A 14753-nucleotide genomic window follows, 5' to 3' on the forward strand; every position below is an offset into this window, starting at 1 on the left:
GGGTCACTCCTTGTGTCGGTTGACCAGCCGGGCGATGGCTGTCGTCGGGATGGTGAGCCAGGTGGGGCGGTTGCGGGCCTCGTAGACGACCTCGTAGAGCGCCTTGTCGACCTCGAGCGCGGCGAGCAGGGCGGCGTCGGCGCGCGGGTCGCGCCCGCTGGCCTGCGCGTAGCCGTCGAGGAACGCCTCGCGGGCGGCGGCCGCCCACGGCGCCGCCGAGCGCCCCGGGTGAGCCTGCTCCCAGGAGCCGGCGACGTAGTCGAAGGAGCGGAGCATCCCGGCGACGTCGCGCAGGGCGAGGTCGGGCCGGGTGCGTTCGGCGAGCGGGCGCAGCGGCTCGCCCTCGAAGTCGAGCAGGACCCACCCCCGGCCGGGCACGTCGAGCACCTGGCCGAGGTGGTAGTCACCGTGGATCCGTTGCAGCACGGGCCACTGCGCCTCGGCCGCGGCGGTGAACAGGCGGGCGATGTCCTTGTCGAAGGCGGCGATGGCGGGGGCCTCGTTGGTGGCGGCCACCAGGCGGGCGCGCATGCCCGCGACCACGGCGGCGACGTCGTCCGCACCGCCTGCCCGGGTCGGCAGGGCGCGCGCCAGGGTGGCGTGCACCTGCGCGGTGGCGGCGCCGAGCGCCCGGGCCCGGTCGCTGAAGTCCTCGCCCGCGGCGACCGCCTCCAGCGCCACGCGCCAGGCGTCCTCGACGCCCGGCAGGAACTCCTGCGCGAAGGCGAGGTGACCGTGCGCCATACCGGTGGTGGTGCGGGTGTCCGGCCACTCCCCGGAGAGGTGACCCACCGGACGGGGCACCAGGTCCGAGCCGGCGGAGGCGAGGGCGGACTGCACGACCACGTCGGGGTTCTCGCCGTCCTGCAGGGCCCGGAAGACCTTGCAGATCACCGGTGTTGCGGGCACGCCGTGCTCGTCGACCATGTCGAAGACGATCGAGGTGTTGGACTGCTCGCCGCGCAGCACGCGCGAGGCGGCCATCCGCCCGACCGTCGTGCCCGGCTGGCGGTGCCCGGTGGCGGTGCCGCCTTCGGCGCCCCAGTCGGAGTCGACCGTGCCCTCCTCCAGCACCAGCCGCAGCAGCGCCGCCGCGTATGCCGGGTCGTGCGGCCCGTCGTAGACCCACCGGTCGCCGAGCAGGCTGTGCCGGGTGTGCGCGACCAGCGCGTGCTCGCCGCCCGGCAGCGGCTGCGCGCGGTAGGTGAACGGCAGCTGGTAGATCGACGTGCCGGCTGCGGTGTCCTCGGCCACGAGGTGGACCTCGATGCCGACCTCGCCGTCGGGGTCCTCCAGCCGCAGGCCGCCGACCCGGCGCAGGGCAGGGCGGCGCCCCTTGCCCGGGTACCAGCGCTGCTCGGCCACCCACGCCGGCAGGAACTCGGCGAAGGGCGGGGTCAGGGTGGCCCGGACGTCGGTCATCGGCGGCCTCGTCGGCCCCGGGTCTCAGGCATGGGCGTTCCCTCCGGTGGCGGGTCGCACGCGCAGCCAGAAGAAGTCGCGCGAGCCCATGGTGATGCTGACCGTGCCCTCGTCGGAGACCTGCGGGAAGCCACTGCCCCCGAACAGGTCGACCAGCTGGCCGCCCTTGAGCCGCTCCGGCAGCCGGATGGTCGAGGCCTGCGGGCGGCTGGTGAGGTTGTTCAGGCACAGCACGGTGTCGGCCTCGATGCCCTCGGCGGGGTCGGCCTCCACCGAGCGCAGGTAGGCCAGCACACCGTCGTTGCTGGCCGGGCAGACCTCGAAGGTGCCCAGGCCGAAGACCGGGTGGCGCGAGCGGATCTGCAGCATCGCGCGCACCCAGTGCAGCAGCGAGGAGCTGTGCGCCATCTGGGCTTCGACGTTCACGTTGTTGTAGTGGTAGACGAGGCTGGAGATGACCGGCAGGTAGAGCTTGCCCGGGTCGACGCTGGAGAAGCCGGCGTTGCGGTCCGGGGTCCACTGCATCGGGGTGCGCACGGCGTCCCGGTCGGTGAGCCAGATGTTGTCGCCCATGCCGATCTCGTCGCCGTAGTAGAGGCACGGCGACCCCGGCAGGGACAGCACGAGGGCGTGGATGAGCTCGATCTCGGCGCGGGAGTTGTCCAGGAGCGGGGCGAGCCGGCGCCGGATGCCGACGTTGGCGCGCATGCGCGGGTCCGGGGCGTACCAGCCGTACATCGCGGCGCGCTCCTCCGGCGAGACCATCTCGAGCGTCAGCTCGTCGTGGTTGCGCAGGAAGGTGCCCCACTGGGTGCCCGGCGGGATCGGCGGGGTGTCGGCCAGGACGTCGATGATCGGCGCGGCCTTCTCCTCGCGCAGCGCGTAGTACAGCCGCGGCATCACCGGGAAGTGGAAGCACATCTGGCACTCCGGCTCCTCCGGGGTGCCGAAGTAGTCCACGACCTCGGCCGGCATCTGGTTGGCCTCGGCGAGCAGGACCCGGCCGGGGTACTCCTCGTCGACCATCTTGCGCAGCCGGGCGAGGAACTCGTGCGTCCTGGGCAGGTTCTCGCAGTTCGTGCCCTCCTCCTCGAAGAGGTAGGGCACGGCGTCGAGGCGGAAGCCGTCGATGCCCAGGTCCATCCAGAACCGCACGACGTCGAACATCGCCTCCTGCACGGCGGGGTTCTCGAAGTTGAGGTCCGGCTGGTGGGAGAAGAACCGGTGCCAGAAGAACTGCCGCCGGATCGGGTCGAAGGTCCAGTTCGAGACCTCGGTGTCGACGAAGATGATCCGGGCGTCGGCGTACCGGTCGTCGGTGTCGGACCACACGTAGAAGTCGCCGTAGGGGCCCTTGGGGTCCGAGCGCGAGGCCTGGAACCACGGGTGCTGGTCGCTGGTGTGGTTCATGACCAGGTCGGTGACGATCCGGATGCCGCGGGCGTGGGCCTGCGAGACCAGCTCGGTGAACTCCGGCAGCGTGCCGAACTCGGGCAGCACCGCGGTGTAGTCGGAGATGTCGTAGCCGCCGTCGCGCAGCGGCGAGGCGTAGAACGGCGGCAGCCACAGGCAGTCGACGCCGAGCCACTGCAGGTAGTCCAGGCGCTGGATCAGGCCGGTGAAGTCGCCGGCGCCGGAGCCCTTGGAGTCGGCGAAGGCCCGCACGAGGACCTCGTAGAACACGGCCTTGCGGAACCACTGCGGGTCGTGCTTGAGGCCCGGCTGGGACAGGTTGAGCCCCTGCATCAGAACCTCCTCACGTGGATCACGTGCACCGGTTCGGAGTCGGGCCCGAGTCTGACGTAGTTGTGCTCGCCCCAGTGCCAGCTGTTGCCGGTGATGAGGTCGTGGGCCACGAAGGACTCCGTCCAGCTCATGCCGAGCTCGGGCATGTTCAGGTGCACCCACGTCTCCCGGGTCGCGTGCGGGTCGAGGTTGGCCACCACGATGACGACGTCGTCACGGCCGTCGACGCTGCGGCGCTTGGAGAAGCACATCACGTTGGCGTCGTCGACGTGGTGGAAGCGCAGGTTGCGCAGCCAGCGCAGCGAGGGGTGCGCGTGGCGGATCTCGTTGAGCCTCTTGAGGTAGGGCGCCAGCGACAGGCCCTCCTTGGGGCCGCCCTCCTCGTAGTCGGCCCAGCGGCGGTCCTTGAACTCGTACTTCTCGTTGTCGATCTGCTCCTCGACGCCGGGGCGGGCGACGTGCTCGACCAGCTCGTAGCCGGCGTAGATGCCGTAGGTCGGCACGAGCATCGCGGCAAGCGCGGCGCGCAGCTTCCACGCGGTCGGGCCGCCGTACTGCATGAACGGCGTGAGGATGTCGTGGGTCGTGGGCCAGAACGAGGGACGCATGTATGCCGCGGCCGGTCCGGCGAGCTCGGTGCAGTACTCCTCGAGCTCCCACTTGGTGTTGCGCCACGCGTAGTAGGTGTACGACTGCTGGAAGCCGACCTTGGCCAGGGTGTGCATCATGGCCGGCTTGGTGAACGCCTCGGCCAGCCAGATCACCTCGGGGTGGTCCCTGGCCACATCGGCGATGATCCACTCCCAGAACTCCACCGGCTTGGTGTGCGGGTTGTCGACCCGGAAGATCTTCACGCCGTGGTCGATCCACACCTGGATGACGCGCCGGACCTCGGCGTAGATGCCGGCCGGGTCGTTGTCGAAGTTCAGGGGGTAGATGTCCTGGTACTTCTTCGGCGGGTTCTCGGCGTAGGCGATGGTGCCGTCGGCACGGGTGGTGAACCACTCGGGGTGCTTGTCGACCCAGGGGTGATCGGGGGCGCACTGGAGGGCGATGTCGAGCGCGACCTCCAGGCCGAGGCGCTCGGCCGCGGCGACGAAGTGGTCGAAGTCGTCGAAGTCGCCGAGGTCGGGGTGGATGGCGTCGTGGCCGCCCTCGACCGAGCCGATGGCGTAGGGGGAGCCGGGGTCGTGCGGGCCGGCGCCCAGGGTGTTGTTGTGCCCCTTGCGGTTGACCGCGCCGATCGGGTGGACGGGGGTCAGGTAGACCACGTCGAAGCCCATGTCGGCGATCGCCGGCAGCCGCTTCTCCGCGGTGCGGAACGTGCCGGAGGTCCACAGCCCGGTCTTCTCGTCGCGCCTGGCACCCTCGGAGCGGGGGAAGATCTCGTACCACGCGCCATACAGCGCGCGCTCGCGCTCGACGAGCCACGGGTGCTCGGCGCTGGGGCTGACGTAGTCGCGCAGCGGGCGGGCCGCCATCTCGCGCTCGACCTCGGGGGAGGTCCCGGCGGCGATCCTGGCGGCCGGCGGGCGGGTGCTGTCGCGCAACGCCTTGACGGCGTCCTTGAGGATCCTGGCGTGGGCCTTGTCGCGCTTGACTTCGGCCAGGGAGCGCTCGAGGACCCGGGCGCCCTCCTCGAGCATCAGCTCGGTGTCGACGTCGGCGGCCACCTTGATCGAGGCGTCGTGCTCCCAGGTGCGGTAGGGGTCGGACCAGCCCTCGACCCGGTAGGTCCAGTTGCCGGGGGTGTCCGCCTTGACGGTCACGGCCCAGTGGTCGAGCCCGGCCGAGACCAGCCGCATCGGCAGCAGCTGCTCGGTGCCGTCCGGGGCGGTCAGCACGCACGTGGCGTTGACCGCGTCGTGGCCCTCGCGGAACACGGTCGCGGTGACCTCGAACTCCTCACCCACGACGGACTTCGCGGGTCTGGCCCCGCAGTCGACCGCGGGAGCGACCTCGAGGACAGGGATGCGCCCGACCGGGCGCTGGGCAGTGGGCAAGGGGCTCGCTGTCACGGGCACGACGCTACTCGTTTCACCGCGGCGCGCATCCGTTGCCCGGACGGTGGATGGGGGTGCGCGGTCGGCTTGCTGGGTCGTCACCGATGGCCGCAGGGGCGGGGCATGTTGCAAGAAATGTGCAAGCGTTGCAAGAAACTGACAAACCGGCAGACCTGCGCTTACCCTTGCCGACCGTGAAGGCCATCCGTCGCTTCAGTGTCCGCACCGTCCTCCCCGAGCGCATCGCCGCCCTCGGTGACCTGGCCAGCAACCTGCGCTGGTCCTGGCACCCGACCACCCGGGACCTCTTCTCCGAGATCGACCCGGCCCGCTGGGCCAAGGTCCGCAAGGACCCGGTGCGACTCCTGTCGGCCCTGTCGGCCGACGAGCTCGAGGCGCTCGCCGCCGACGAGGCCTTCGTGGCCAGGGTCGACGCCGCCGCCGCGGACCTGGGCCGCTACGTCACCGAGCCGCGCTGGTACCAGGACTGGGCCGCCTCCGTCGAGGGCGGCGCCCCCCGCGCCATCGCCTACTTCAGCCCGGAGTTCGGCATCACCGAGGTGCTGCCGCAGTACTCCGGCGGCCTGGGCATCCTCGCCGGTGACCACCTCAAGTCCGCCTCCGACCTCGGCGTCCCGATCGTCGGCGTCGGCCTGTTCTACAAGACCGGTTACTTCAAGCAGTCGCTCAACCTCGACGGCTGGCAGCAGGAGACCTACCCCGTCCTCGACCCCGACGGCCTGCCGCTGTCGCTGCTGCGCGAGGCCGACGGCACCCCCTGCGTCATCACCATCGACCTGCCCGGTGGCCGGACGCTGGCCGCCCATGTCTGGAAGGCGCAGGTCGGCCGGGTGCCGCTGCTGCTGCTCGACTCCGACGTGCAGGACAACGACGACGCCGCGCGCGGCATCACCGACCGCCTCTACGGCGGTGGCGGCGAGCAGCGCCTCCAGCAGGAGATGCTGCTCGGCATCGGCGGCGTGCGGGCCCTGCGCCTGTGGTCGCGCCTGACCGGGGCGCCCGCGCCGGACGTCTACCACACCAATGAGGGCCACGCGGGCTTCCTCGGGGTGGAGCGCATCCGCGAGCTCGCCGCCGACCAGGGCATGGACTTCGACGCCGCGCTCGAGGCGGTCCGCGCCTCCACGGTGTTCACCACGCACACCCCGGTCCCGGCCGGTATCGACCGCTTCGGCGCCGACCAGATCGAGCTGTACTTCGGCGGGGACAACGCCTTCGCCGGTGTCCCGGTGGAGCGGCTCCTGTCGCTCGGCGCCGAGGACTACCCGGGCGGCCAGGCGGGCATCTTCAACATGGCCGTCATGGGCCTGCGCCTGGCCCAGCGCGCCAACGGCGTCTCCCAGCTGCACGGCGTCGTGAGCCGCCACATGTTCGACGGGCTGTGGCCGGGCTTCGACGACACCGAGGTGCCGATCACCAGCATCACCAACGGCGTGCACGCCCCGACCTGGGTGGACCGTCGGGTCTACGACCTGGCCGCCCGGCACCTGGGCACCACCGAGGTCTCCCGCGACAACGCCTGGGACGGGATCGCCCACGTGCCCGGCGACGACATCTGGGCCACCAAGCGCGAGATGCGCGAGCAGCTGGTCGTCGAGGCCCGCCGTCGCACCCGCTCCTCCTGGCTCAAGCGCGGCGCCAGCCCCGCCGAGCTCGGCTGGGTCGAGGACGTCCTCGACCCCGACGTGCTGACCATCGGCTTCGCCCGCCGGGTGCCGACCTACAAGCGGCTCACCCTCATGCTGCGCGACCCCGCGCGCCTGAAGAAGCTGCTGCTGGACCCCGAGCGCCCGATCCAGCTCGTCATCGCGGGCAAGAGCCACCCGGCCGACGAGACGGGCAAGAAGCTCATCCAGCAGATGGTGCGCTTCGCCGACGACCCCGAGGTCCGGCACCGCATCGTCTTCCTGCCCAACTACGACATCGCCATGGCGCAGTACCTCTACCCGGGCTGCGACGTCTGGCTGAACAACCCGCTGCGCCCGTTCGAGGCGTGCGGCACGTCTGGCATGAAGGCCGCGCTCAACGGCGGCCTGAACCTGTCGATCCTCGACGGCTGGTGGGACGAGTGGTACGACGGCGAGAACGGCTGGGCCATCCCGACCGCCGACGGCGTGGAGGACCCGGAGCGTCGTGACGACCTCGAGGCCGCCGCGCTCTACGACCTCATCGAGGGCTCGGTCGCGCCGCGGTTCTACGACCGCGACGCCGACGGCGTGCCCCAGCGCTGGCTGTCGATGATGAAGCACACGCTCTCGACGCTCGGCCCGAAGGTGCTCGCCAGCCGCATGGTGCGCGACTACACCGAGAAGCTCTACGGCCCCGCGGCCCGGGCCGGCTGGGCGCTCAACGGGCCGGCCTTCGACGGTGCCCGCGACCTGTCGGCGTACAAGGCCCGCGTGCGCTCCTCCTGGGGCGGCGTGCGCGTCGACCACGTCGAGTCCTCGGGCGTCTCGGACTCCCCGCAGGTCGGCGACAAGCTGCACGTGCGCGCGTTCGTCAGCCTCGACGGCCTCGACCCCTCCGAGGTCGAGGTGCAGGTCGTGCACGGCCGCACGTCCGAGTCCGACGAGCTGCGCGACATCGAGACCGCGCCGCTGGCCTACGCCGAGTCCTACGAGGCCGGCCGGCACCGTTTCGAAGGCGACCTGGTGCTGAGCCGCACCGGCGCGTTCGGCTACACCGTGCGCGTGCTGCCCAAGCACCCGCACATGGCGTCCCCGACCGAGCTGGGCCTGGTCGCCAACGCCTGACCCGCGCATCCGACCCCGGGGCCTCCCAGAGGCCCCGGGGTCACCCCGCCCACGTCCCTCTCGGCGTAGAAGGGGGGCGCCCAGGTATCAGGCCCGGACGGCGTAGATCTGCACGCTGGAGGAGGCCACCTCCACCGGGCCCGGCTCGACCTTGCTGCCGGGGTAGGGCGTCTCCCACGAGCTGTCCCAGAGCAGCTCGTACGCCGCGACGCCGCTGTGCCCGGGCAGTACCACCTCCGCGGGCGCCACGTCGCCGTGGAGGACGACGAGGAAGGAGTCCGACTCCAGCTCGGACCCGTCGAGGAACATCGTCAGGGTGCGCACGTGCGGGTCCTCCCACACGGCGTGGTGCATCCGCACGCCGTCCGCGGCGTACCACTCCAGGTCGGCGGTCCCGTCGGCGTGCGCGGGCCGGCCGGTGAAGAACGAGCGCTGCCGCAGCACCGGCTGCGAGGCCCGCAGGTGCACGAGGAACTGCGTGGTCTCCAGCAGGTCCCGCTGCCACGGCTGCAGGTCCCAGTCGAACCAGCTCAGGTCGTTGTCCTGGCAGTAGGCGTTGTTGTTGCCCCGCTGCGTGCGGCCGATCTCGTCGCCGGCGTTGAGCATCGGCACCCCGGTGGCCAGCAGCGTGGTCGCCAGCATGTTGCGCACCGACCGCTGCCGGGCCGCGAGGATGCCCGGGTCGGCGGTCGGGCCCTCCGCGCCGTGGTTCCACGAGCGGTTGTCGTCGTGGCCGTCACGGTTGTCCTCGCCGTTGGCCCCGTTGTGCTTGTGCGCGTATGCCGTGGTGTCGGCCAGCGTGAAGCCGTCGTGCGCCGCGACGAAGTTCACCGACGCCACGGGCCCGCGGTCGCGGGCCCCGAAGAGGTCCTGCGACCCGGCCAGGCGGGTGGCCAGCTCGCGCACCCCGTGGCCCGGCTGGCCGTGCTCGGAGCGGGCGGTGTCGGGCAGCCAGAACGTGCGCACGGTGTCGCGGAAGCGGTCGTTCCACTCCACGAACGGCGGGGGGAACTGCCCCGTGCGCCACCCGTGGATACCGACGTCCCACGGCTCGGCGACGAGCTTGACCCGGGACAGGACCGGGTCGGTGCGAAGCGCCACGAGGAAGGGGTGGTCGGGGTCGAAGGCGTCGTCGCGGCCGCGCCCCAGCGCAACCGCGAGGTCGAAGCGGAAGCCGTCGACGTGGCACTCCTGCGCCCAGTAGCGCAGCGAGTCCAGCACCAGCCGCACCGCCATCGGGTGGCGCAGGTCCACGGTGTTGCCGCAGCCGGTGACGTCGATGTCGCGCCCCCGCTCGTCCAGGCGGTAGTAGGCCCGGTTGTCCAGCCCGCGCAGCGAGAGCGTCGCGCCGTCGCGGCCCTGCTCGCAGGTGTGGTTGTAGACCACGTCGAGGATCACCTCCAGCCCCGCGGCGTGCAGCAGCTTGACCATGCCCTTGAACTCGTCGAGCACGCCCTGCGGGTCGGCGGCCGCGGCGTAGGCGGCGTGCGGGGCGAAGAAGCCGAGCGTGTTGTAGCCCCAGTGGTTGACCAGGCCGCGCTGCACCAGGGCCGGCTCGCTGGTGAACGCGTGCACCGGCAGCAGCTCGACGCTGGTCACGCCCAGGTCGGTCAGGTGCTCGATCGTGGCCGGGTGGGCCATGCCGGCGTAGGTGCCGCGCAGGTGCTCGGGCACGCCCGGGTGGCGCCGGGTCAGGTTGCGCACGTGGGTCTCGTAGAGCACGGTCCGGCTCCACGGCACCAGCGGGGGTGCGTCGTCGCCCCAGTCGAAGGTGTCGTCCACGACGACCCCCTTGGGCACGTATGCCGCGCTGTCGCGGGTGTCGCGCACGTCCGGCTCGCCGTGCAGGTGCTCGTCGACGACGTGGCCGAAAACCTCCGGGCGCCACGTCACCTGCCCGTCCAGGGCCCGGGCGTAGGGGTCGACCAGCAGCTTGTCGGGGTTGTGGCGCAGGCCCTCGGCGGGGCGCCAGGGGCCGTGCGCGCGCACGGCATACCGCTGGCCGGGCCCGATGCCGGGCACGAAGCCGAACCAGGTGCCGTGGGCGCGGTCGGTCAGCCGGACCCGGCGCTCGCTCTCACCGGTGCTGTCCTCGGCGTCGAACAGGCAGATCTCGAGGCCGTCGGCGTGCCCGGCGTAGACGCTGAACTCCACCCCGTCGGGGCGCACCGTGGCCCCGAGCGGCGGGGGCAGCTCCACGGAACGGCGTGGTGTGGGGCACATGGAGATCAGCGTAGGCACTGACTACGGTGGGACACATGACTGATCCCACGTCGTTGCCGAACTTTGCCCCTCCGCCGGACGAGCACCCGCTGCGCGGCCGGGTCCTGGACGTGCTGCTCGATGCCGGGCTGGAGCCCGACATCGACGACGACGGCGACGTCGCGTTCAAGGTCAACGGCCAGACCATGTTCGTGCGCTGCATGGAGGGTGACTTCACCATCATGCGCGTGTTCGGGCAGTGGCAGATCGGCGAGGACATCCCGCAGGACGAGCTGGCCCAGCTGCGCGCCTGCAACGACCTGACCCTGCGCCTCAACGTGGTCAAGGCCGGCCTGGCCAACGGCACCCTCGTCGTCACCGGCGAGCACGTGGTCGGCCCCGGCAGCGACATCAGCGTGCTGCTCCAGGTCACCATCCAGCTGGTGCTCTCCGCGGTGCAGATGTGGCACGAGTCCCTGACCGGCGGCGGCGAGCCGGGGGGAGAGGCGTGACCGAGCTCGTCCGCCTCGAGGTCGAAGCCGGTATCGGCACGATCCGCCTGGACCGCCCGCCGATGAACGCGCTGAACGTGCAGGTGCAGGAGGAGCTGCGCGAGCTGGCCGCCGAGGCCGGCTCACGTCGCGACGTCTCCGCGGTGGTCGTCTACGGCGGCGAGAAGGTCTTCGCCGCCGGCGCCGACATCAAGGAGATGCAGACCATGTCCTACACCGACATGGTCGACCGCTCCGCCGCGCTGCAGTCGGCGTTCACCGCGATCGCGCGCATCCCCAAGCCGACCGTCGCCGCGATCACCGGCTACGCGCTCGGCGGTGGCTGCGAGCTGGCCCTGGCCTGCGACTTCCGCGTCGCCGGCGAGAACGCCAAGCTCGGCCAGCCCGAGGTGCTGCTGGGCGTCATCCCCGGCGCCGGTGGCACCCAGCGCCTGGCACGCCTGGTCGGGCCCGCCCGCGCCAAGGAGATCATCTTCTCCGGCCGGTTCGTGCCGGCCGACGAGGCGCTGCGGATCGGCCTGGTCGACGAGGTCGTCGACGCTGCCGAGGTCTACGCCGCGGCCCGCCGCCGGGTGGAGCCCTATGTCGGTGGCCCCGCCTACGCGATCCGCGCGGCCAAGGAAGCCGTCGACCGTGGCCTCGAGGTCGACCTCGAGACCGGCCTGGAGATCGAGCGGATGCAGTTCGCCGGGCTGTTCGCCACCAAGGACCGTGAGATCGGCATGACCTCGTTCGTCGAGCAGGGTCCGGGCAAGGCGAAGTTCGAAGGTCGGTAGGCGTTGAGCGACAACGGTTCCCCGGTGCAGACCGCCGCCTCCGCCGAGGAGGTGGCCCGCGCCTACGAGGACAACAAGCTGGCCCAGGTGCTCTACCACGACTGGGAGGCGCAGACCTACGACGACAAGTGGTCGATCTCCTTCGACGAGCGCTGCATCGACTACGCCCGTGACCGGTTCGTGGCGATCGCGGGTGACCAGGGCTGGCCCTACGGGCGGGCCCTGGAGCTCGGCGCCGGCACCGGCTTCTTCTCCCTCAACCTCAAGCAGGCCGGGGTCCTCGACGAGGTCCACGTGACCGACCTGTCCCCGGGCATGGTCGAAGCCGCCAAGGCCAACGCGACCCAGCTCGGCTTCACCGTCGAGGGCCGGGTGGCCGACGCCGAGGGCATCCCCTACGACGACGACACGTTCGACGTCGTGGTGGGTCACGCCGTCATCCACCACATCCCCGACGTCGAGCAGGCGTTCCGGGAGATGCTGCGGGTGCTCAAGCCAGGTGGCCGCTTCGTCATCGCCGGCGAGCCGACCCGCATCGGCGACTGGTACGCCCGGCACCTGGGTCGCGTGACGTGGAAGGCGACGACCGCGCTGACCCAGCTGCCGCCGCTGCGCGAGAAGTGGGCCAAGGACCGGGAGGCTCTGGACGAGTCCTCCCGCGCCGCCGCCCTCGAGGCCGTGGTCGACCTGCACACCTTCGACCCCGACGAGCTGGCGCGGATGGCGCTGCGGGCCGGGGCCGTGGACGTGTCCACCACCACCGAGGAGCTGACCGCGGCCCTGCTGGGCTGGCCGGTGCGCACCTTCGAGGCCGCGGTCAAGCCCGGCGCGCTGGGCTGGAACTGGGCGATGTTCGCCTACGGCTCGTGGAAGCGGCTGTCCGCCGTCGACCGGGTGCTCTCCCGGGTCCTGCCGGAGCGGCTGTTCTACAACGTCGGCATCACCGGCGTGAAGCCCGGCTGAGGTGGGTCGCTTCCTGCGCTCGGTGCGGTGGGTGCTCGCCCACCGGGCCTGGGGCCGGCACAACCTGCTGGGCTACCTGCGCATGGCCCGGGCTCGCCTGGCGAACCCGGGCCTGCGCTTCGAGGGACCGGTGTTCATCGCCCGCAACGTGCGCTTCGAGGTGCGCACCGGCTACGGCCGCATGGTCATCGGGCCCTACGTTCACTTCGGTGAGGGCGCCCGCATCCGGGCGCACGAGGGCACGCTGCGCATCGGCGCCAAGTCGGTGATCGGCATCCGCAACACGATCAACACCTACCTGGACATCAGCATCGGCCAGGCGTGCCTGCTCGGTGACGACGTCTACGTCTGCGACTTCGACCACCGCACCGAGGACCTCACCGTCCCGATCAAGGACCAGGGCATCATCAAGAGCCCGGTGCGGATCGGTGACGACGTGTGGATCGGCACCAAGGTCACCGTGCTGCGCGGCGCCGACATCGGAGCGGGGTCGGTCGTCGCCGCCAACGCCGTCGCCCGCGGGGTCTACCCGCCGCGCTCCGTCGTCGGCGGCGTCCCCGGCAAGGTCATCAAGACCCGCTGAGGGGCGGCGGTCAGCCCGCCGCGTCCCCGAGCGGGACGGTGACCCGCCCGACCACGTCGCCGTGCTCGGTGAGCTCCACCTCGAGGTGCGTGGCCTGGGGAGGGGGCAGCGGCAGGAAGGTGTGGATGCACCGCCACTCAGTGCCGTGGCCGCCACACTCGCCACGGTTGAAGCGGTATTCGGTGTCGACGTCGTCGCTGACCCGGATGTGGCCGAACAGGCGCTCACCCGGCCAGGCGGGCGGCGGGCGGTCCTCGGACGCACCCTGGTCGGCGACACCGTGCTCCCAGCGCCGGTATGCCGCGTGGAACTCCTCGAGTACCTGCTCGCGGGCAGCGCCCGGGGCTGCCTCGACGGTGACGCTGACGTCGTGGGCCAGGGTCACCCCGGCCAGGAGCACCCCGATGCCGGCGACCTCGCCGATCACCCCAGGCCGCACTGCCAGCAGCCGTTTCGGGACCTGCCTCACGCGGACCTCGTAGAGGGCCTCGGGGTCGTCGTAGTCGACGTAGGCGACGCCCTCGTCGGGGTGGAGCTCGACGTGCCGCCGCCCTCCCGGGTGCTCCCGGGGGTGGAACATCTCGCCGAGCACGTCGGCCGCGGTCCTCACGTCCTCGAGCGTAGCGACGCAGCGCGCTGCCGGCCCCTTCCCGGGAAGGTCAGTGGGGGCCGGTTGGCAGGCCGGCCGTGCGGGCGTCCAGCCATGGGAAGGTGTCGTCCGTCGCGGCCTGCCGGGCCGCCTCGGCCAGCGCGCCGTCGGTGTCGCCGTCGTCGATGAGCTGGGCCAGGCGGTGGAAGGCGACCCGGTGCTCCTCGGCGCGCCGCCAGGCGTAGTCGACCGCCTGCTCGCGGGTCACCATGAACGCCCAGTCGCTGCTGAGCGCGTTGAGCATGGTGCGCAGCAGCTGGTCGAGGTCGGGCCGGCGCAGCCGCAGCCGCTCGGGGGTCTCCCGCGCCATGAGGTCCAGCCAGCGGCGCTGGACCCAGTGGTTCTCGTGCGCGATCGGGGCGACGGTCTGCCCGTCCCAGACCGAGAAGTCCTTGCCCGAGCCCCACGACCCGGGGCCCAGGTCCAGTTCGCCGGCGACGTGGCCCGCGGCCAGGGCCTTCTCCACGGTCGTGACGTCCACCCCGGCGGCGCGCAGCGCCCGGACCGCCTGCCCCAGGAACGCCGGCCCCTCGTGCCACCAGTGCCCGAACAGCTCGGTGTCGTAGGCCGCCACGACCAGGCCGGGCGAGCCCTGCTCGGCGTGCACGGCCCGCAGCCGGGCGACCACGGCGTCGACGAAGTGCGTCACGTCCGCCCGCACCTGCGCCGCGGCGCTGGCCGGGTCGTAGGGCGCCTTGCCCGCCGGCGGCACGTCCCCGCCGGTGACGGCCCAGAGCCTGGCCCCGGTGAACCGCTCGCGGGCGTGGAAGTCGCGGTATGCCGCGCCGGCCGGGTAGCCGTCGCGGGAGGACCAGATGAGGTTCGTTGTCGGCAGGTCCCGGGCGACCGCGACCACGTCGGTGCCGCCGACCCGCCACCCGGCGTGCGGGTGCCCGCCACTGTCGCGCACGGTCTGCTCGTCGACGAGGAAGTGCCCCACGCCGGCCGCCGCGAACGTCGGTGCCAGTCCCGGGGTCCAGCCGCACTCCGGGCTCCAGATCCCGCGCCCTGGACTGCCCAGCCGCCACCGCGAGTCGGCCAACCCGGCGCGCAGCGCCCGGACCGCCTGCCCCAGGAACGCCGGCCCCTCGTGCCACCAGTGCCCGAACAGCTCGGTGTCGTA

Annotated in this window: 11 protein-coding genes; 5 read left to right on the plus strand and 6 right to left on the minus strand. The window is 72.0% G+C overall.

All coding sequences use genetic code 11. From position 1 onward, the window contains the following. Positions 1-3: 3 nt before the first annotated feature. Genes ACXVGS_RS13075 through ACXVGS_RS13085 form a run of 3 tightly spaced genes read right to left on the minus strand, consistent with a single transcriptional unit; the run spans position 4 to position 5186 of the window. Positions 4-1422, minus strand: a complete 1419-nt coding sequence (locus ACXVGS_RS13075; RefSeq protein ID WP_458534373.1) for a maltokinase N-terminal cap-like domain-containing protein — start codon at positions 1420-1422, stop codon at positions 4-6. A 24-nt stretch (positions 1423-1446) separates the two neighbouring features. Further along, positions 1447-3168, minus strand: coding sequence for a maltose alpha-D-glucosyltransferase (gene treS, locus ACXVGS_RS13080; RefSeq protein WP_458528652.1), 1722 nt, complete (start codon positions 3166-3168; stop codon positions 1447-1449). Further along, positions 3168-5186, minus strand: a complete 2019-nt coding sequence (locus ACXVGS_RS13085; protein WP_458537030.1) for an alpha-1,4-glucan--maltose-1-phosphate maltosyltransferase — start codon at positions 5184-5186, stop codon at positions 3168-3170. The genes treS and ACXVGS_RS13085 overlap by 1 nt, the downstream gene beginning before the upstream one ends. A gap of 179 nt (positions 5187-5365) precedes the next feature. On the opposite strand from ACXVGS_RS13085, the gene glgP reads away from it, so the two are divergent. Continuing rightward, on the plus strand, positions 5366-7945 hold the full coding sequence (gene glgP, locus ACXVGS_RS13090) for an alpha-glucan family phosphorylase (RefSeq protein ID WP_458528650.1): 2580 nt from the start codon (positions 5366-5368) through the stop codon (positions 7943-7945). A gap of 87 nt (positions 7946-8032) precedes the next feature. Here the strand turns inward: glgP and glgX are convergent, their stop codons facing one another. Next, positions 8033-10168 (minus strand): glycogen debranching protein GlgX, encoded by a 2136-nt coding sequence (glgX, locus tag ACXVGS_RS13095; RefSeq protein ID WP_458537031.1) that lies wholly within the window; start codon positions 10166-10168, stop codon positions 8033-8035. A gap of 35 nt (positions 10169-10203) precedes the next feature. Between glgX and ACXVGS_RS13100 the strand changes: the two genes are divergently transcribed. The 4 genes from ACXVGS_RS13100 to ACXVGS_RS13115 are packed head-to-tail and all read left to right on the plus strand — an operon-like array spanning position 10204 to position 12981. Then, positions 10204-10659 (plus strand): T3SS (YopN, CesT) and YbjN peptide-binding chaperone 1, encoded by a 456-nt coding sequence (locus ACXVGS_RS13100; RefSeq protein WP_141789072.1) that lies wholly within the window; start codon positions 10204-10206, stop codon positions 10657-10659. Continuing rightward, on the plus strand, positions 10656-11435 hold the full coding sequence (locus tag ACXVGS_RS13105; RefSeq protein WP_141789071.1) for an enoyl-CoA hydratase/isomerase family protein: 780 nt from the start codon (positions 10656-10658) through the stop codon (positions 11433-11435). The genes ACXVGS_RS13100 and ACXVGS_RS13105 overlap by 4 nt, the downstream gene beginning before the upstream one ends. A gap of 3 nt (positions 11436-11438) precedes the next feature. After that, a complete protein-coding gene (locus ACXVGS_RS13110) occupies positions 11439-12398 on the plus strand; it encodes a class I SAM-dependent methyltransferase (RefSeq protein ID WP_458533875.1) in 960 nt (319 codons plus the stop codon). A 1-nt stretch (position 12399) separates the two neighbouring features. Further along, the gene (locus ACXVGS_RS13115; protein WP_458530902.1) at positions 12400-12981 is read left to right on the plus strand and encodes an acyltransferase; all 582 of its coding nucleotides are present in this window, start codon (positions 12400-12402) and stop codon (positions 12979-12981) included. A gap of 10 nt (positions 12982-12991) precedes the next feature. Here the strand turns inward: ACXVGS_RS13115 and ACXVGS_RS13120 are convergent, their stop codons facing one another. Together ACXVGS_RS13120 and ACXVGS_RS13125 are read right to left on the minus strand one after the other, a co-directional pair. Then, positions 12992-13591 (minus strand): hypothetical protein, encoded by a 600-nt coding sequence (locus tag ACXVGS_RS13120; RefSeq protein WP_458537032.1) that lies wholly within the window; start codon positions 13589-13591, stop codon positions 12992-12994. A gap of 49 nt (positions 13592-13640) precedes the next feature. Next, on the minus strand, positions 13641-14753 hold a 1113-nt coding region (locus ACXVGS_RS13125; RefSeq protein ID WP_458537033.1), incomplete at its 5' end, for a 1,4-alpha-glucan branching protein domain-containing protein.

It is taken from the genome of Oryzihumus sp. (assembly GCF_054325275.1).

Bases quoted from the DNA above. Each gene is read 5' to 3' on its own strand.
- treS (WP_458528652.1), bottom strand. From the start codon at position 3,168: ATGCAGGGGCTCAACCTGTCCCAGCCGGGCCTCAAGCACGACCCGCAG.
- ACXVGS_RS13100 (WP_141789072.1), top strand. From the start codon at position 10,204: ATGACTGATCCCACGTCGTTGCCGAACTTTGCCCCTCCGCCGGACGAG.
- ACXVGS_RS13075 (WP_458534373.1), bottom strand. From the start codon at position 1,422: ATGACCGACGTCCGGGCCACCCTGACCCCGCCCTTCGCCGAGTTCCTG.
- glgX (WP_458537031.1), bottom strand. From the start codon at position 10,168: ATGTGCCCCACACCACGCCGTTCCGTGGAGCTGCCCCCGCCGCTCGGG.